This window comes from Bradyrhizobium sp. CIAT3101 (assembly GCF_029714945.1).
Taxonomy (GTDB): domain Bacteria; phylum Pseudomonadota; class Alphaproteobacteria; order Rhizobiales; family Xanthobacteraceae; genus Bradyrhizobium.
Genome location: NZ_CP121634.1, coordinates 4,965,478 through 4,984,055, shown reverse-complemented (window position 1 = coordinate 4,984,055; position 18,578 = coordinate 4,965,478). Strand labels below are relative to the sequence as shown.

At 64.4% G+C, this 18,578-nt stretch carries 14 protein-coding genes; 10 read left to right on the top strand and 4 right to left on the bottom strand.

Going from position 1 to position 18,578, the window contains the following annotated elements; genetic code table 11:
- Positions 1 to 11: 11 nt before the first annotated feature.
- Both QA645_RS23595 and QA645_RS23590 read right to left on the bottom strand, forming a co-directional pair.
- Positions 12 to 1,226 carry an MFS transporter gene (locus QA645_RS23595; protein WP_283044119.1) on the bottom strand — a complete coding sequence of 405 codons (1,215 nt, stop codon included), beginning with the start codon at positions 1,224 to 1,226 and terminating at the stop codon, positions 12 to 14.
- Between the two features lie 62 nt (positions 1,227 to 1,288).
- Positions 1,289 to 2,785, bottom strand: a complete 1,497-nt coding sequence (locus QA645_RS23590) for an amidase family protein (protein ID WP_283044118.1) — start codon at positions 2,783 to 2,785, stop codon at positions 1,289 to 1,291.
- Between the two features lie 209 nt (positions 2,786 to 2,994).
- Between QA645_RS23590 and QA645_RS23585 the strand changes: the two genes are divergently transcribed.
- Positions 2,995 to 3,675, top strand: a complete 681-nt coding sequence (locus QA645_RS23585) for an XRE family transcriptional regulator (protein WP_283044117.1) — start codon at positions 2,995 to 2,997, stop codon at positions 3,673 to 3,675.
- A gap of 70 nt (positions 3,676 to 3,745) precedes the next feature.
- Here QA645_RS23585 and QA645_RS23580 read toward each other — a convergent pair whose 3' ends face one another.
- The gene (locus QA645_RS23580) at positions 3,746 to 6,112 is read right to left on the bottom strand and encodes a ribonuclease E/G (RefSeq protein ID WP_283044116.1); all 2,367 of its coding nucleotides are present in this window, start codon (positions 6,110 to 6,112) and stop codon (positions 3,746 to 3,748) included.
- On the opposite strand from QA645_RS23580, the gene QA645_RS23575 reads away from it, so the two are divergent.
- From QA645_RS23575 to QA645_RS23545, 7 genes are all read left to right on the top strand, one after another.
- Positions 6,056 to 6,931, top strand: coding sequence for a hypothetical protein (locus QA645_RS23575; protein WP_283044115.1), 876 nt, complete (start codon positions 6,056 to 6,058; stop codon positions 6,929 to 6,931). The genes QA645_RS23580 and QA645_RS23575 overlap by 57 nt on opposite strands.
- A 615-nt stretch (positions 6,932 to 7,546) precedes the next feature.
- On the top strand, positions 7,547 to 8,836 hold the full coding sequence (locus QA645_RS23570) for an N-acetylmuramoyl-L-alanine amidase (protein ID WP_283044114.1): 1,290 nt from the start codon (positions 7,547 to 7,549) through the stop codon (positions 8,834 to 8,836).
- Between the two features lie 232 nt (positions 8,837 to 9,068).
- Positions 9,069 to 11,576 carry a penicillin-binding protein 1A gene (locus tag QA645_RS23565; RefSeq protein ID WP_254131193.1) on the top strand — a complete coding sequence of 836 codons (2,508 nt, stop codon included), beginning with the start codon at positions 9,069 to 9,071 and terminating at the stop codon, positions 11,574 to 11,576.
- 109 nt (positions 11,577 to 11,685) lie between these two features.
- Positions 11,686 to 12,817, top strand: a protein-coding gene (gene prfB, locus QA645_RS23560; protein ID WP_283044113.1) for a peptide chain release factor 2 whose coding sequence is annotated in 2 segments (ribosomal slippage) — positions 11,686 to 11,754 and positions 11,756 to 12,817 — 1,131 coding nt in all. Because the reading frame shifts where the segments join, the coding sequence is not laid out codon by codon here.
- A gap of 2 nt (positions 12,818 to 12,819) precedes the next feature.
- Positions 12,820 to 13,701 (top strand): NAD(P)-dependent oxidoreductase, encoded by an 882-nt coding sequence (locus QA645_RS23555; protein WP_283044112.1) that lies wholly within the window; start codon positions 12,820 to 12,822, stop codon positions 13,699 to 13,701.
- 14 nt (positions 13,702 to 13,715) lie between these two features.
- Positions 13,716 to 14,579: a DMT family transporter gene (locus QA645_RS23550; protein ID WP_283044111.1), complete on the top strand. Its 864-nt coding sequence runs from the start codon at positions 13,716 to 13,718 to the stop codon at positions 14,577 to 14,579.
- A gap of 71 nt (positions 14,580 to 14,650) precedes the next feature.
- Positions 14,651 to 15,562 carry a DMT family transporter gene (locus QA645_RS23545; protein WP_283044110.1) on the top strand — a complete coding sequence of 304 codons (912 nt, stop codon included), beginning with the start codon at positions 14,651 to 14,653 and terminating at the stop codon, positions 15,560 to 15,562.
- 43 nt (positions 15,563 to 15,605) lie between these two features.
- Here the strand turns inward: QA645_RS23545 and QA645_RS23540 are convergent, their stop codons facing one another.
- Positions 15,606 to 15,962 (bottom strand): helix-turn-helix domain-containing protein, encoded by a 357-nt coding sequence (locus QA645_RS23540; protein ID WP_283044109.1) that lies wholly within the window; start codon positions 15,960 to 15,962, stop codon positions 15,606 to 15,608.
- A gap of 114 nt (positions 15,963 to 16,076) precedes the next feature.
- Here QA645_RS23540 and QA645_RS23535 point away from each other — a divergent pair, with 114 nt between their 5' ends.
- Together QA645_RS23535 and QA645_RS23530 are read left to right on the top strand one after the other, a co-directional pair.
- Positions 16,077 to 17,060, top strand: coding sequence for an NADPH:quinone reductase (locus tag QA645_RS23535; protein ID WP_283044108.1), 984 nt, complete (start codon positions 16,077 to 16,079; stop codon positions 17,058 to 17,060).
- Between the two features lie 218 nt (positions 17,061 to 17,278).
- Complete coding sequence (locus QA645_RS23530) at positions 17,279 to 18,514, top strand: ABC transporter substrate-binding protein (RefSeq protein WP_283044107.1); 1,236 nt, start codon at positions 17,279 to 17,281, stop codon at positions 18,512 to 18,514.
- Positions 18,515 to 18,578 lie beyond the last annotated feature (64 nt).

Below are 18,578 nucleotides of genomic sequence, written 5' to 3'. Positions count from 1 at the left end.
GAATACTCCTGTCAGGCCGGCTTCGGCGTGAGCCTGGGCTGCGCCGTGTTGATGGTGGCGGCGACGATCACGGACAGCGCGGTCATTGCCACCAGGAAGCCGAAGGCCGCGTCAAACGATCCGGTCCCGGTCACGATGAAGCCAATCGCCGCCGGTGCGACAAAGCCTGCGCTTTGGCCGCCGAGATTGACCATGCCGACGCCCGATCCGATCTGGTCGTCGCGGAGCAGCTTGGTCGGAAGCGCAACCACCGCGGCCAGCACGAAGGATTTGAAGAAGTAGACCAGCGACTGATAGACGATCAGCACCGTGATCGTCTCCGCCTTGTACATGGCGTAGAGGAAGATGCCGGTCAACGCGGAGCTGCCGATCAGCAGATATTTCTCGCGCTCGGAAAAGAACGTGGTCATCACCCAGCCACCGATCGCAGTCGCGATCGTCGCCATCACAAACGGGATCGGCGCCACCACGCCGACGGTCTTGAGATCGAGGCCGCGCTGCTGGAGCAGATAGAGCGGCATCCAGGAATCCAGGCCCTTGTTGACGCAGCTCAGGCCGAACCACACCACCATCAGCTGCCACAGCAGCGGATTCTTCATCAGCTCGCGCATCGGCGCCCGCGGCTTCGCCGTCACCGGCCCCACGCCGATACGCGCGAGATGCGGAACGAAGACGAAATAGATCACCGCGAACAGGACGCCGGCGATGCCGATGGTATTGAAGGCGTGACGCCAGCCGAGCCAGAGGATCAGCGGCGCCATGATCAGCGGCGCGATCATGCTGCCGGCATAGTTCGACGACAGCAGCAGCGCGGACATTTTCGGCCGACTATCCTTCTTGAACAGCTCCGCGATGGCACGGATGCTCGCCGGCGGAAATCCGCCCTCGGCGATGCCGAAGATGAAGCGGATGGCGATCAGCGAGGTCAGCGACCAGGCGATGCTGGTGAAGGCCGTGAACAGCGACCACATCACGATGGTGACGATCACCACATATTTCGAGCCGAAGCGATCGGAGAGCCATCCGCCCGGCACCTGCATCGCGGCATAACCCAGGAAGAACGCGCTGATGACGATGCCGAGATCGGCAGCCTGGAGATTGAAGTCCTTGCCGATCTGCGCCAGCGCCAGCGAGATCGCCGCGCGGTCGATGTAGGAGATGCAGTAGGCGACATAGAGCAGGACGAAGGCGACGATGCCGGTCTTGCGGTTCGACAATTCGGCCATGCTGCTCTCCGCTTTGCCGGCGACCCGGCGGTCATGCCTGCTTGTTGATCTATTCCCGGGCTCTATTCCCAGGTGAGGAAACCGGGCGTCGACGACAGCGGCGGCGCTGCGGCAAGCCGTGCGAGGTCGGGAACAGGCCGGCACAGTTGTGGATCGCCCGCGAACGCAGCCTCGATGCTCGCGGCGACCGACAGCACGATGGCATCGCCACCGCGCGGGCCGACGATCTGCAGGCCGAAGGGCAGCCCGGCTTCATCGACGCCGAGCGGAACGCTGATCGCGGGATGGCCGGGAAGCGTGACGGCATAGGCGAGCGCGAGCCAGTGGAAGTAGGATTTCGTCGGCACGCCGTCGATCTCGGCGGGATAGAGCTCCGACCACGGCCGCGGGCTGAGCGTGATCGTCGGGCTGATCAGCACGTCGCAGGTTTCGAAGAAGCTTTGACAGGCGCGATAGATCCGCGTCTGCGTCGTCGCGGCGCGGCCGTGATCTTCCAGCGTGTAGCTCAGGCCTTCCTCGACATTGGCGCGAACATTGGGGCCGAGCATCTCCGGCCGCTCCTTGTAGTTCTTGCCGTGCATCGCCAGGAACAGGCCGGCGCGCAGCACGGCGAAGGCATCGTCGGCGCCGGTGCAGTCAGGCGTCGCCTCGCGGCTCTCGGCGAACAGCGGGGCAAGCTTGTTGACGCGATCGCGGAAGACGCGGCGGATGGCCTGCTCGGTCGGCGCAAAACCAAAATCTTCGGTGAAGGCGAGGCGTAGCCTGCCAAGTTCCGCGGGACGCGGCGCGGCCCAGCGCTCGGCGCGTCCGCGCAGGGGCTCGTCGGGAAGCGTGTAGGCGAGCGGATCGCGGGCATCGTCGCTCGCCATCACCGAGAGCATCAGCGCGGTATCGGCGACATTGCGGGCCATCGGTCCGTCGGTCGACAGGTTGGACCAGCCGAAGGCGCGCTTTTCGCTCGCCACCAGGCCGTAGGAGGGGCGCATCCCGACGATGCCGGCATAGCCCGCGGGATTGCGCAGGGATCCGCCGGTGTCGGAGCCCGAGGCGAGCGGTGCCATGCCGCACGCAAGCGCAACCGCCGATCCGCCGGAGGAGCCCGCCGCCGAGCGCGAGGGATCGAAGGGATTGCCGGTCGCACCGAAAACAGGATTGCGGGTGTTGCCGCCCGCCGCCCATTCCGGCGTGTTGGTCTTGCCGAAGATGATGGCGCCCGCCGCACGCAGCCGCGCCACCGAGCCCTGGTCGGCGGCCGGGACATTGTCGCGCAACAGGGGACTGCCGTAGGTCGAGCGCATGCCGGCGGTGTCTTGCGTATCCTTGATCAGGACGGGAAGCCCGTGCAGCGCGCCATGGTCCTCGCCGCGCAGGATCGCGGCCTCAGCCTTCTTTGCGGCGGCGCGTGCACCCGGCTCGTCGAGCGTCACGATCGCATTGACGGCGGCGTTGGTGGTGGCGATGCGGGACAGGCAGGCGTCGAGCAGCTCGACGGGCGATATCGCCCGTGCGGCCAGCAGGCGGCGCAGCTCGACGGCACTTTTGTCGCAAAGTTCGGACAACGCCAGGCCCTTTCAAAATATGAAAACGATTTAGCATATCGGAAAGTATGTACAACGCACCAATATTCGCCAACCGAGGCATTTCATGCACAAATCGTGGCTTGCGTGCCCGAGAGGTAGCTCGGAGAGGTATTATGTGGCGGATTGAGTCGAAAAGATTAGACGGATCGGCCAATACCTTTTTCCCGGCGGCGTGATAGAGATGCTGCATGAGCGAGATCACCACGCCCGAAAGTGCCAACTCCCAGCTCGGCCAGTGTCTCAAGGCTGCGCGTCAGGCGCGCGGCCTGACGCTCAAGCAGGTGGCGGAGCGGACGGGCATGGCGCTGTCGACCCTGTCGAAGGTCGAGAACGGCCTGATGTCGCTGACCTACGACAAGCTGCTGCAGCTCACTTCCGGCTTGAAGATGGAGATCGCGGAGCTGTTCAATCCGGCGGTCGCAGCGCCCGCGCAGGGGCGGCCGGTCACCGCGCGGCGTAGCATCAGCCGGGCCGGGCAGGGGCAGCTGATCAACACGAAATTCTACACCTACACCTATCAATGCACCGACCTGATCGGCAAACGCATGGTGCCGATCGTGGCCGAGGTCCGCGCACGCTCGCTGGACGAATTCGGTCCGCTGCTGCGCCATGCCGGCGAAGAGTATTTTCTGGTGACGAGCGGACGCGTCGCTGTTCACACCGAGTTCTATGCGCCGGAGATCCTTGGCGCGGGCGACGGTATCTATCTCGACAGCACCATGGGCCACGCCTACCTCAACGCCAGCGAGGCACCGTCCGCCACGGGCGTCTGTCTCTGCACCAGCGAGGCGCCGGACCTCTACGACCAGCTTCGCCAGATCGCGTCGCGCGAGGTGGCGCCGCTCGGTGATGACGAACTGCCATCGTAATCGTCAGCCCCAGGCATAAAATGAAAAACGCCCGGCCAGGCCGGGCGTTTTTTTATTCGGGTGTTTCGCTCTATTCGCCGCCGCCGAAACGGCGCGACCACCAGCCGGCGCGACGCGGCGCCGCCGGCGTCTCGCTTGCCGGTTCGGGCGCAGGCGGAGCCACCGGCTCCGGCGCGGCCGCAACCGGGGTCGCGGGCTCGCTCGGGCTGCTCGACAGGAAGCTCACCTTCTCGCGAACGGTGGAGCGGCGTCGTGCGGCCTTGTCGTCGACTGCGGGCTCTTCCTCCACAACGGCGGCAGGAGGTTCGTGCTGCACCGGTGTTTCAACCGGGGCCTGCAACTGAAACTCGGGCTGAGACGTCTCAACCGGCGCGATGTGCTCCGAATGCGTAATCGACGGAGCTGTCTCGCTGCCGGAGCTGTCGAAATCGGCGACCGCGTCGGTCGCTTCCGACGGCGGATTGCCGCCGAGCTCGTCGCCGATGGAGCCGGCGAGACCTTCCTCGCCGTTACCGCGCCGACGACGTCCGCCCCTGCGACCACGCCGGCGCCGGCGCTCGCCGCTGCCCTGCTGCTCGCCACGGGCGGCCTGCTCCTCGCCTTCCTCGCCGTCCTGCTCGGTGTCGGCATCCTCTTCGCCTTCGCCGGCCGCTACGGCCCCCTCGGGAGAAGCGGGAGCACCATCCTCGCGTGCCTCACCGTCGCGCTGACCGCCGCGGCCACGCCGACGGCGGCGACGCTTGCGGCGCTGGCCGTCCTGCTCAGGCGTGGCATCGCCTGTGGCCTGCTCTTCGGAGAGACCTTCGGTTTCCTCGCTCTCGACCTCGGATTCCAGCTCCGCGTCGAATTCCTCGTCGTCAAAGGCCTCTTCGACCAACGGCGGCGGGCTTGCGGCCGCCTGCGCAGCGAGCAGCGCCTTGGCGGCTTCGAGCGTATGCACCTGCTCGCCGCGGTCGATGACATAGGCTTGCGGTCCCGAGACGCTGGGGTCGGCGATAACAGACAGCGAGACCTTGAAGCCGTTTTCGAGATCGCGCAGATGACCGCGCTTGTGGTTCAGCACATAGAGCGCGACGTCGGTGCGGGTGCGGACCACGAGGTTGTGGGTCGCGCCCTTCATCAGGATCTCTTCGAGGCCGCGCAGCAGCTGCAGCGCCACCGAGGACACCGAGCGGACATGGCCGGTGCCGCCGCAATGCGGGCAGGGATCGGTCGAGGATTCAAGCACGCTGGCGCGGATGCGCTGGCGCGACATCTCGAGCAGGCCGAAATGCGAGATGCGTCCGACCTGGATGCGCGCGCGATCCTGTCGCAGGCAGTCGGACAGCTTGCGCTCGACCGCACGGTTGTTGCGCTTCTCGTCCATGTCGATGAAGTCGATGACGATCAGGCCGGCGAGGTCGCGCAGGCGGAGCTGGCGGGCGACCTCTTCGGCCGCTTCCAGATTGGTCTTGAGCGCGGTGTCCTCGATATGATGCTCGCGCGTCGATCGTCCGGAGTTGACGTCGATCGAGACCAGCGCCTCGGTCTGGTTGATCACGATGTAACCGCCGGAGCGCAATTGCACGGTCGGCGAGAACATCGCATCCAGCTGGCTCTCGACGCCCATGCGCGAGAACAACGGCTGGCCGTCGCGATACTGCCTGACCGCGCTGACATTGGCGGGCATCAGCATCTTCATGAAGTCGCGGGCTTCGCGGTAGCCGGAGTCACCGGCGACCGAGATCTCGTCGATCTCCTTGTTGTAGAGGTCGCGCAGCGAGCGCTTGATCAGCGAGCCTTCCTCGTAGACCAGCGTCGGGGCCTGCGACTTCAGCGTCAGGTCGCGCACCGTCTCCCACATCCGGATCAGGTACTCGAAGTCGCGCTTGATCTCGGGCTTGGTGCGGGCGGCACCCGCGGTGCGCAGGATGATGCCCATGCCCTCGGGCACGTCGAGATCCTGCACCACTTCCTTCAGGCGGGAACGGTCCTGGGCGCTGGTGATCTTGCGGCTGATGCCGCCGCCACGGGCGGTGTTCGGCATCAGAACGGCATAGCGGCCGGCGAGCGACAGGTAGGTCGTCAGCGCCGCGCCCTTGTTGCCGCGCTCTTCCTTGACCACCTGCACCAGCATCACCTGGCGGCGCTTGATGACTTCCTGGATCTTGTACTGGCGGCGCGGACGGAAGGTGCGCTCCGGCACCTCCTCGAGAACGTCGTCACCGCCGACGGATTCGACGTGCTCCTCTTCGGCTTCCTCGCCGTCTTCATCGTCCTCGTCGTCTTCGTCGGCCCTGGCTTCCGCGTCCTGATGCGGAGCTTCGGTGGGCTCGCCGGCGGCGTAGACGGCATCGGCGGGCTCGGTGACGGAGATCACGGCTTCGGCGAGAGCCTCGGCATGCGTTTCGGAGGCGGCGGCCTCCTGCGGCTCGGCGACGGTCTCGGCCGCAACCACGGGCTCGGCGCCGACCGCTGCGACAGGCGCGGGCGTCTCGTCGGCATGATCATGGTCGTGATGATCGTGCGCGTGGTCATGACCATGGTCGTCATGATCGTGAGCGTGGTGCTCGTCATCATGGGCGTGATGATGATCATCGTGCTCATGATCGTCATGCCCGTGATCGTCGTGATCATGGTCATGATGATCGTGGTCGTGACCTTCGTGCTCGCCGTGATGCTCGGCATCGGCGTGCAGGTGCTCGCCCTCATGCGGCGCGCCCTCGGCGTGCAGGGCCTGGCCCTCGACCGGCTGGGCCGCGGGATCGGCGCCGGCGTCGAGAACCTCGACGATGTCGCTGCGGACGCGCTCGCCATGACCGCGGCGGCGGGCGTTGCGGTGGCGCGAGCGGCGGCGGCCGTGGGAACGGTTCTCGCTCTCTTCCTCGGCTTCGCGATGGGCCTGCTCTTCGGCCTCGATCAGCGCCTGCCGGTCGGCGACCGGGATCTGGTAATAGTCGGGATGGATTTCGCTGAAGGCAAGGAAGCCGTGGCGGTTGCCGCCATATTCAACGAAAGCGGCCTGGAGCGAGGGTTCGACCCTTGTGACCTTGGCGAGGTAGATATTCCCGCGCAGTTGCTTGCGTTGCGCGGTCTCGAAGTCAAACTCTTCGACGCGATTGCCGCGGACCACGACGACCCGGGTCTCTTCCGGGTGGGTGGCATCGATCAACATCTTGTTGGGCATGTCTTAACTCTTGGCGGCGGCGGGCGCGATCGACCGTGGGCGCGAAGAGCGCTGCCGGGTGACGCGACGGTCCACCTGATTCGGGGGTGAGGGGAAGGCCGAAACGCCGTCTCTCGCGCCTCGCCGAATCGGAAGCTTCAGGGCCGAAGCGGCGCGCGGGAGTGTCACTCCGCAGCGTCGCGAAAGGTCCTTCAGAATTCGTCGGCACAGTCTGGCGCATCAAGCGTCGGCCCGTATGAAACATTGGGCGGCGGGGCCGCCCCTAATCAGTTGCTGCTGGCCAGGCATGGCGCGTGCGCGCTCGCCCTGGGATCACGAACCGCCCCCTTGGGATTAAGGGACCGGGTAACTGGCCGCGTCGCTGTCAAAACTGTCCCGGAAACAGTGTGGTAACCGGAAACCGTCCGCCGCCGGGGCTTGCCCTGTTCCACCTCGCTGCCGCGCACCGCGCTGGTCTTAGAGGAGAACAGAAAAACACTGGAATTCCCAAACCTTGGGAGTTCCGGCGCTGCACCGGGAGGCTGAATGCGACACAACCGGAAATTATTGGCCGTCAGCAATCCGTACATACGAGGAATGGGTCATCCGTGCAAGGGAGCGTCGCACGCCGGTCACAGTCGAAGAGTTTCGCGTTTTCGTCATTAAGGATCGATTAACCCTGTGGTTCTATTGCGTTAAAGAGGGCTGCTCGGAGGCACGGATTCGGTGGCGAGCCGCACAAATCAACGGGTTTTGCTGGGTTTCGCGCTGCTGTGCGCCGCAGCATTGCCATGCGCCGATTCCTCGCGGTTGAGCGCGGCCGAGAGCCCATCGCAACCCGCTGTTGCGACGGCGAATTTTCCGATTGCCACGGCTGCACGCCTGGCCGGCGACGGCAAGCAGACCCGCTTCATTCTCGACCTCGACCAGACCGTCAGCTTCCGCGTCACGACGCTCGCCGACCCTTACCGCGTCGTGGTCGACGTTCCCCAGGTGAATTTTCAGCTGGCTCCGGGCTCGGGGGCCGGGCGAGGGCTGGTCAAGGCCTTCCGCTACGGGCTCGTGATGCCCGGCGGCTCCCGAATCGTGTTCGACCTGACCGGGCCCGCCAAGATCACCAATTCCTACGTGCTCGAGGCGGCCAACGGCCAGCCGGCCCGGCTGGTGCTCGAGCTGGAGGAGGTCGACCGCGCGGCTTTCGTGCAGACGCCCGCCCCGGAGAATCGCCCCGAGCTGCGACCGACTATCGCCACCGCGCCGCCGGCAACGGTTCCTGCCGCGCCCGACGCGGCGCCGCAAAAGCCCTCCGACGGCCGGCCGGTCGTCGTGATCGATCCCGGCCACGGCGGTATCGACAACGGCACCCAGTCGAGCGGTGAGAGCGAGAAGAACCTCGTGCTCGCCTTTGGCCTGGCGCTGCGCGATCGGCTGGAAAAAGCAGGCAAATACCGTGTGGTCATGACGCGGGACGACGACACCTTCATTCCGCTCAATGACCGGTCCAAAATCGCCCGCAACCTGAATGCCGCGCTGTTCGTCTCGATCCACGCCGACGCGCTGCCGAAGGCCGAGGGCGATGCGCAGGGCGCCACGATCTACACGCTCTCGGACAAGGCCTCCGACGCCGAGGCTCAGCGGCTGGCGGACGCCGAAAACCGTGCGGACGCGATCGCCGGCTTCAATCTCGCGGAAGAGCCGACCGATGTCGCCGACATCCTGATCGACCTGACCCAGCGGGAAACCCGCACCTTTTCAAACCGTTTTGCCCATTTGCTGATGGGCGAAATGAAGTCGACCGTGCGGATGCACAAGCATCCCCTGAAGTCGGCCGGCTTCAGGGTGCTGAAAGCTCCCGACGTGCCCTCGGTGCTGGTCGAGATCGGCTACGTCTCCAACAAGGGCGACCTCGAGCACCTCGTGTCCGAGGGCTGGCGGTCCAAGGCTGTCGGCTCGATGGCCCAGGCGATCGACACGTTCCTGGCCAAGCGGATGGCGACGGCGGGGGCCAGCAATTAATCAGGGAATGCCGGTTCCGACGTTAAGCCCTAGTTTGGCCACAGCGGACGCTTTATAAAAACGATGCAGGGGGTTCCGGAATCGATCAGAATCCCGTTCGGCAAGCGTCTTTCGGTCCGGCATCGATGGTATTGAATAGGCCGGTGAATTCGCGACGTGAGGATGGCGTCCGTTTGGGGCGCCTTATTTGGGCGCCTTGGGCTGATCCCGAGATTGAACGGATAAACACATAATGCGCTTGCTTGTGCGGTTCATGGGCTTCCTGTTCGCCGCGGGAACGGTGATGTTCCTTGTTGGCGTCGGTGCCGTGGCAGGCCTGATCTGGCATTTCTCCAAGGACTTGCCCGACTACTCTCAGCTTCAGGATTACGAGCCGCCGGTGATGACCCGCGTGCACGCGGTCGACGGTTCGCTGCTCGGCGAATACGCCAAGGAGCGGCGGCTTTATCTGCCGATCCAGGCGGTGCCGAAGCTTGTGATCAACGCGTTCCTCGCCGCCGAAGACAAGAATTTCTACGAGCATGGCGGCATCGACTACACCGGCATGGCGCGCGCTGGCGTGCTCTATCTCCAGAACTTCGGCTCCAACCGCCGTCCGCAGGGTGCGTCCACGATCACCCAGCAGGTCGCCAAGAACTTCCTTCTCACCAACGAGGTCTCGTTCTCGCGCAAGATCAAGGAAGCCTTGCTCGCGATGCGCATCGAGAAGACCTATTCGAAGGACAAGATCCTCGAGCTGTATCTGAACGAAATCTATCTCGGTCTCGGCGCCTACGGCATTGCCGCCGCTTCGCTGGTCTATTTCGACAAGTCGGTGAACGAGCTCACCGTGGCGGAAGCCTCCTACCTCGCCGCGCTGCCGAAGATGCCGGCGACGCTGCATCCGGTGCGTAACCGCGATCGCGCCATCGAGCGCCGCAACTATGTGATCGACCGCCTCCAGGAGAACGGCTGGATCAAACAGGCCGACGCCGAGAAGGCGCGCAAGGAGCCGCTGGCCGTCACCAACCGCTCCAACGGTGCCCACACCTTCGCCGGCGAGTATTTCGCCGAGGAAGTCCGCCGCGACATCTTCGAGCGCTACGGCGAGAAGAAGTTGTATGAGGGCGGCCTGTCGGTCCGCACCACGCTCGATCCGAAGATCCAGGTCATGGCGCGCAAAACCATGGTCGCCGGCCTCGTGAACTATGACGAGCAGCAGGGCTATCGCGGCGCCATCAGCAAGCTCGATATTTCGGGCGACTGGGGCGTGAAGCTCGCCGAGATCAAGTCGCTCTCCGACATCTCGCCGTGGCGCATGGCGGTGGTGCTGGAGACCAGCGACCAGTCGGCGCGGATCGGTTTCCAGCCCAACCGCGAGCTCGGCGGCGCCGTCAGCAAGCAGCGCGAGACCGGCCTGGTCACGCTCGACGGCGTCAAATGGGCGAAGGCGGCCTCAGGAGCTGCGAAGGGCAGGGCGGCGACGTCGGTGGCGCAGGTGCTGCAGCCCGGTGACGTCATCTATGCCGACCCGCTCTACAGCAAGGAAGGCCAACCCGTCGAAGGGCAATACCGTCTGCGCCAGATCCCCGAAGTGTCGGGCGCGATGGTGGTGATGGACCCCTGGACCGGCCGCGTGCTCGCGATGGTCGGCGGCTTCTCGTTTGACCAGAGCCAGTTCAACCGTGCCACGCAGGCCTACCGGCAGCCGGGTTCGTCGTTCAAGCCGATCGTCTATTCGGCCGCGCTCGACAACGGCTACACGCCGTCGACCGTCGTGCTCGACGCGCCGATCGAAATCGACCAGGGCCAGGGCGCCGGTGTGTGGCGGCCCGAAAACTTCTCGTCGAACAAATATCAGGGGCCGGTGACGCTGCGGAACGCGCTGCGGCAATCGCTCAACACGGTGACGGTGCGCCTCGCGCAGGACATCGGCATGCCCCTGATCGGCGAATATGCCCGCCGGTTCGGCGTCTATGACGAGCTGCCGAATTATCTCTCCTACGCGCTCGGCGCCGGCGAGACCACGGCGATGCGCATGGTCACGGCCTACTCGATGCTCGCCAATGGCGGCCGCCGCGTGAAGCCGACCTTGATCGATCGTATCCAGGATCGCTACGGCCACACCATCTTCAAGCACGACCAGCGCGAATGCCGCGGCTGCGACGCGCCCGGCGGCTGGAAGAACCAGAACGAGCCGCAGCTGATCGACCGCCGCGAGCAGGTGCTGGATTCGATGACCGCCTATCAGATCACCGAGCTGATGGAAGGCGTGGTCCAGGCCGGTACGGCGACCGTCGTGAAGGAAGTCGGCAAGCCGATCGCCGGCAAGACCGGTACCACCAACGAGGCCAAGGACGCCTGGTTCGTCGGCTTCTCGCCTGACGTCGCGGTGGCGATCTACATGGGCTATGACAAGCCGCGTCCGCTCGGCAAAGGCAACGCTGCGACCGGCGGCCATCTGGCGGCTCCGATCGCGCGCGATTTCCTCAAGCTTGCGCTCGCCGACAAGCCCGCGGTTCCGTTCAAGGTGCCGGCCGGCATCAAGCTGATCCGCGTCGTCTCCAAGACCGGCATGCGCGCCGGCCCCGGCGAAACCGGCGGAACCATCCTCGAAGCCTTCAAGCCGGGCACGGCGCCGCCGGACAATTACTCGGTCATCGGGGTCGCCGACGCAGACGGGCGCGGCGGCATGCCGTCGTCGCAGCAGCAGCCGGATTCCGGCTTCCTGATCCGGCCGGGCACCGGTGGGCTGTGGTAGCCGTTAACGCCTGATCCGGGCGAGGCGGGCGGTTGCGCTTTGGCGCCGCCGCCGTTACATCCCCGTTGCAAATCAAACGCGGACCAGCTCCGCGAGACCAGAGAACGACATGCGCGCCGAAATCGAACGGTTGGTAGAAGAGATCAAGCAGTCAGTCGGGCTGCTGAGGAGGCATCTTTGACGTCGAGAAATCGACGGCGCGCCTCGCTGAGCTGAACAAGCTCGCAGAAGATCCCAACCTCTGGAACGATCCCCAGAAAGCCCAGAAGCTGATGCAGGAGCGGACCTCGCTTGAGGACTCGCTCTCGGGCATCGGCAAGGTCGAGCAGCAGCTCGAAGACGACATCGGCATGATCGAGCTCGGCGAGGCCGAGGGCGATGCCGGCGTCGTGGCCGAGGCCGAAGCCGCACTGAAGAACCTGAAGAAGGAAGTGGCGCGGCGCGAGCTCGAGGCGCTGCTGTCGGGCGAAGCCGACCGCTTCGATTCCTATCTCGAAGTCCATGCCGGTGCCGGTGGCACCGAGAGCCAGGACTGGGCGCAGATGCTCTTGCGCATGTACACGCGCTGGGCCGAAACGCACGGCTTCAAGGTCGAGTACCTCGAAGAGTCCGAGGGCGAAGAGGCCGGCATCAAGTCGGCGACCATCCAGGTCTCCGGCCACAACGCCTATGGCTGGCTGAAGACCGAGGCGGGCGTGCATCGTCTTGTCCGCATCTCGCCGTTCGATTCCAACGCGCGCCGGCACACCTCGTTCTCGAGCGTGCAGGTGTTTCCGGTCATCGACGACAGCATCAAGATCGACATCAAGGAATCCGACGTCCGCACCGACACGATGCGGTCGGGCGGCGCCGGCGGCCAGCACGTCAACAAGACCGAATCCGCGGTGCGCCTGACGCACATCCCGACCGGCGTTGCCGTGGTCTGCCAGGCCGGCCGCTCCCAGCACAAGAACCGGGCGCAGGCCTGGGACATGCTGCGCGCGCGCCTTTACGAGATCGAACTGAAGAAGCGCGAGCAGAAGGCCGCCGCCGACCAGGCCGCCAAGACCGACATCGGCTGGGGTCACCAGATCCGCTCCTACGTGCTGCAGCCCTATCAGATGGTGAAGGACCTGCGCACGGGCGTGCAGACCTCCGACACCTCGGGCGTCCTCAACGGCGAGCTCGACGACTTCATGGCCGCGACGCTTGCGCAGCGCGCGTTCGGGACCACCGGCGCTGACATCGAGGACGTGGATTGATCATGCCCCGTGTTGCCTTCATCGGGTTGGGGCGGATGGGCCATGGCATGGCCGGCCGCTATCTCGATGCCGGCTTTACGGTGGCGCTGTGGAATCGCAGCAAGGCAAAAGCGGAAGACCTGATCGCGCGTGGTGCGCATTGGGCGACCTCGCCCGAGGATGCCGCGATCGACGCCGATGCCGTGGTGACCATGGTCGCCGACGACGAAGCCTCGCGCGCGGTCTGGCTCGGACCGAACGGGGCAGCCAAGACGGCAAAGGCCGGCACCATAGCGATCGAGTGCTCCACCGTTTCCTATGACCATGCGCGCGAGATGGGCCGCGAGCTCAATGCGCGCGGGCTGATCTATATCGACTGCCCCGTGACGGGATTGCCGGATGCGGCAGCAAGCGGAAAGCTGACGCTGCTGGCCGGCGCCGATGCGGCCGACCTCGAGCGCGCGCGCCCGTTCCTCGAACCGATCGGCTCGACCATCCGGCATTTCGGTGCTGTCGGCTCCGGCACGGTCTACAAGCTCATCAACAATCTCATGGGCGCGATCCAGATCGCTGGCCTTGCCGAGGGCCTCGCGATCGCCGAGCAGGCCGGGCTCGAGATGAATCTGGTGCTGGAGTCGATCCAGGCCGGCGTCGCCGCCAGTCCGCAGGTGCAGCGCCACTCCAAGCGCATGGTCGCCCGCGATTTCAGCGGCGCGACCTTCACGGCCGCGCTGCGGCACAAGGATGCCGCCTACGCCGTGAAACTCGCCGAGAGCCTGCTGGCCGACAAGCCGCTGGTCTCGCGTGCCGCGGTCGATGCATACGCGCTAGCCAAGGCCGCGATGCCCAATGACGACGAAGGCAAGATGATCGAGCTGGTGTCGCGGCCGAAGAAGCCGTCCTAACTGGGAATTTCGACATGGGGCAGCCTCGATCGGAGCGCGGTCTCGGCATTGCCCTTGTCGCCGCAGCGGCAATTGCCTGGAGCACGGCGCCGTTCTTCACGCGACTGCTGCCGTTTGATCCCTGGACCATCCTGTTCTGGCGCGGCCTGTTTGGCGGCAGCCTGATCACGGTCCTTCTCGTCCTGATGCAGGGGCCGGGCGCGCTACGGCAATTGGTGGTGCCCGGACGCGGGGGCTTGCTCGTCGCCTCGCTGTCCGCTGTCGGCATGATCTCGTTCATCCCCGCGCTGCAGATGACTGATGTCATGAATGTCGCGGTGCTGATCGCGACCCAGCCGTTCGTTGCGGCTGCACTGGCATGGCTGTGGCTTGGCGAATCCGCGACGTGGCGCACCCTGATCGCGAGCCTCGTCGCCTTTTCCGGCGTCGTCATCACGGTCGGCGGCATCAGGGCGGGCGCCGATATCGGCGGCGTGGCCCTGAGCTGCCTGATGGTGCTTGCGATCTCGGCCATGACGGTCGTCGTCCGGCGCCATCGCGAGACGTCGATGGTCGCGGCGGCAGCACTGTCGAACTTCATCGGCAGCATCGTCAGCCTGCCATTCGCGCACGATATCGCCCATGTCGGCGGCCTCGCGATCCTCGCGATGTTCGGCTGCCTCCAGGTCGCGCTCGGCCTGACCTTCTACATGCTCGGCTCGCGCCTGCTGCCGTCAGGGCAGGCCTCCCTGATCGCCACGCTGGAGACGCCATTGATGGCGTTCTGGATCTGGGTGGGGTTTGGCGAGGTCCCCGCCGTGCATGCGCTGATTGGCGGTGCGCTGGTGATCGGGGCGGTGGTTGCAGATATCGCGGGCGACGCTCGTTCGCGCTTGTGAGCCGCGTCTTGTCGGAAATCGGGTGGCATTATCCGTTGGCTTGAACTAGGTCGACCGCCGAGATGAAACCCATGCCGCCGAACGATATCAGGATCGATGCGCGAGACTGGTCGCTGCTCGCCGTCCTCTCGATCCTCTGGGGCGGGTCATTCTTCTTCAATGGTGCGGCGTTGCGGGAATTGCCGCCGCTGACACTCGTGCTGCTCCGCGTCGCGCTTGGCGCAGCCATGCTGCTCCCGCTGCTTCGCATGCAGGGGATCAGCTTCCCGAAGGGCGTCAGGGGCTGGAAGCCGTTCTTTGCGATCGGCTTGCTCAACAACGTCATTCCGTTCTCGCTGATCGTGATCGGCCAAACCTTCATTCCGAGCGGGCTCGCCTCCATCCTCAATGCCACCACGCCGCTGTTCACGGTACTGGTGATGGCCGCCGCGGGTGAAGAGGCATTGCAGGCGCGGCGGGTCGCCGGCGTGGCGCTTGGGCTCGCCGGCGTGGTCATCCTGCGCGGATGGGGCATCGAGACGCGCACGGCGCAGGGGTTTGGCATCCTCCTCTGTCTCGGCGGCGCGCTCAGCTATGGCTTTGCGGCGCTCGCCGCGCGGCGGCTCCTGAAGGACTCGCCACCACTGGGAACGGCCACGTTTCAGCTGATGGCGTCGACGGTGATGATGGCTGTCGTCGCCGGCGCGGCGGAGCAGCCGTGGCGGCTGCCGATACCGGGCGTGTTGACCTGGCTTGCGGTCCTCGGTCTCGCCGCGCTCTCGACAGCGCTCGCCTACATCGTATTCTTTCAGATCATACGACGCTCGGGCGCGAGCAACGTCATGCTGGTGACGCTGCTCATTCCCGTCACCGCGATCCTGCTGGGATGGCTGGTGCTGGGTGAGCCGATTTCCGCGCGCGAGATCGCCGGCGCCGTCGTCATCGGCAGCGCGCTGCTCGTGATCGACGGACGCGTACGCTTCATGCCGATATCGGCCAGATGAACATGATGTCGCGGCGAGGAAATCACAGCCAAGCCTGCGTCGATCATTCACCAGTTGCCAAAGTGCTTTTCCGTTTTGATGAGTTCTTCGCTTTGGCCATGAAGGTGTCGCCCCATTCCTTCATGGCTTTGAGAACGGGAGCGAGGGTCTTCCCGAACTCGGTCAGCGAATATTCGACGCGAGGCGGGACCTCCGCAAAGACCTTGCGTTCGATGATTCCATCCTGCTCGAGCTGTCTAAGCTGAAGAGTGATCGAGCGCTGAGCGGGATTGCCTACCATCCGCCTGAGTTCGCCAAAGCGCTGCGGGCCGTTCAGAAGGTGATAAATGACGATCGGCTTCCACTTGCCGCCTGCGACATCGACGGTGACTTCGACCGAACAATTATAGGCGCTTTTCACAGCGAAAACTCCAATAGGCTACTTTTTACCCTTATAGGCAGAATTATTGCCTACTTGCAATAATGCGTCTGTAGTTCATAGTTTTCCGAAATGAACTCATGAGGCGAGATTGCAATGAAAGCTGCGTTTTTTGATCGTCAGGGGCCTGCCCGAAGCGTCTTGCACGTCGATGCTCTTCCCGATCCGGAACCGCAGCCGGGAGAGGTGCGGGTGAAGGTCGCTGTATCGGGACTCAATCCTTCCGATATCAAGACCCGTATGGGCTTTGCCGGAATGCCGATGCCGTTTCCCCGTATCGTGCCGCATCAGGATGGCGCAGGTACGATCGACAAGGTTGGATTTGGCGTTTCCGAGAAGCGCATCGGCGAGAGGGTGTGGCTCTACAAGGCGCAAACCGGAAAGGCATTCGGGTCGTCCGCTGACTACGTTGTCGTACCTTCCGCACACGCAGTGCCCCTGCCGGTCAACGTGCCTTTTGAAACGGGCGCGTGCCTGGGAATTCCGGCGGTTACGGCGCACCGCTGCTTGTTTGCGGACGGCGACTTGCGTGGCAAGCGTGTGCTGGTTCAAGGTGGGGCTGGAGCAGTCGGAACGGCGGCGATCCTGCTCGCCAAGTGGGCCGGAGCTTGGGTTAGCGCAACGGTCAGCCGCGAAGAGCAGGCAAAGGTCGCTGCAGCGGCTGGGGCCGATCTCATCATCAACCGGCACGAAGAGAATGTGTCCGAAGCCGTCAAACGCAGCACGGGCAGCGGCGTTGACCGCATCGTCGATGTCGATCTTGCATCGAATATCGAAATCGACATCGCCTGTCTGGCGCCGAGCGGCGTGGTCACGGCCTACGCTACCGAGAACCCGCAAGCCAAGCTGTCCCTGCCGTTCCTTGCGACGATGTTCGGCGGCTACGCGTTTCGGTTTGTGTTCTTCTATTCGATCCCACAATCGGCATTCCAACAGGCGATTGACGAGGTCTCGGCCTGCGTGGCGTCGGGAGCCTACAATCCCGGGATTGCGATGAAACTGCCGCTCGAACGGATTTCCGAGGCTCACGAAGCCCAGGAGAGCGGAAGGACGGTCGGAAAAATTCTGATCGAAATCTAACGAGCCTTGCTCGTGAGGCGAGGGCTTTCCATCGGCACTCACGCCCTCACGACGGGCTTGTCGATGCGTTCGGTGCGCTGCCGCACTCGATCGGTTGCAGTTCCGCATCTGCAGTATTGGCATCGTTTCATCGCACGGAAAATCCGCCGCTTGCCAGCGGCAAGGCTGCTTGCGACACTCCCTCACAATAAGAACGACAAAACATAGGGGAGAGAACGATGCCGGGTCGTCGCGAAAACCTTGCTGCCCTCGCCATGCTTGCTGCCGGAGTGCTCGTCACGACGCCGGCCTCGGCGCAGAAGAAATACGATCCCGGCGCCAGCGACACCGAAATCAAGATCGGCAACATCATGCCTTACAGTGGACCGGCGTCGTCCTATGGCGTGATCGGCAAGACCGAGGCCGCGTTCTTTCGGATGATCAACGATCAGGGCGGCATCAACGGCCGCAAGATCAACTTCATCAGCTATGACGATGCTTATTCGCCGCCGAAGGCGATCGAGCAGGCGCGCAAGCTGGTCGAGAGCGATGAGGTGCTGCTGATCTTCCAGGCGCTCGGCACGCCCTCGAACTCGGCCATCATGAAATACATGAACGCCAAGAAGGTGCCGCAGCTGTTCGTCGCCTCCGGCGGCACCAAGTTCGGCGATCCCAAGAACTTTCCGTGGACCATGGGCTTTCAGCCGAATTACCAGAGCGAGGGGCGGATCTACGCAAAGTACATCCGCGACAATTTCCCGAACGGCAAGATCGCCGTGTTCTGGCAGAACGACGACGCCGGCAAGGACCAGTTCAAGGGCCTGAAGGACGGGCTCGGCGACAAGGCCAACATGATCATCGCCGACAAATCCTACGAGGTCAGCGATCCCTCGATCGACTCGCAGATCGTCGCCTTGCATGATTCCGGTGCCGACATCTTCTTCTCATGGGCCGCGCCGAAGGGGTCGGCGCAGGCGATCCGGAAGGTCGGCGAACTCGGCTGGAAACCAAAATTCTTCCTAGCCAACACCGCGACCTCGGTCGCCTCGGTCTTGAAACCGGCCGGCCTCGACTATTCCAAGGACATCATCTCGACCATCTATCTGAAGGAGCCGACAGATCCGACCTGGGACAAGGATCCCGCGGTCGTGAAATGGCGCGAATTCATGGACAAGTACTATCCGGACGGCGACAAGGCCAATGCCAACAACGTCTACGGCTACGTGCAGGCCGAGGCGATGCTACAGGTCCTGAAGCAGTGCGGCGACAATCTCACGCGCGACAACGTCATGAAGCAGGCCGCAAGCCTGAAGAATTTCCACACCGACCTGATGCTGCCCGGCATCATGGTCAACACGTCGGCCGACGACTATTTCCCGATCGAGCAGATGCAGCTGATGCGCTTCAACGGGCAGGCCTGGGAGATGTTCGGCGATGTCATCACCGGCGAGGTCGGCCACGAGCGCAGCCAGTAGTCGGGGCTGGCTAATGGAGCGTTTTCCAGCGAAGTGGGCACCGGTTCGCGTCAAGAAACGCGTC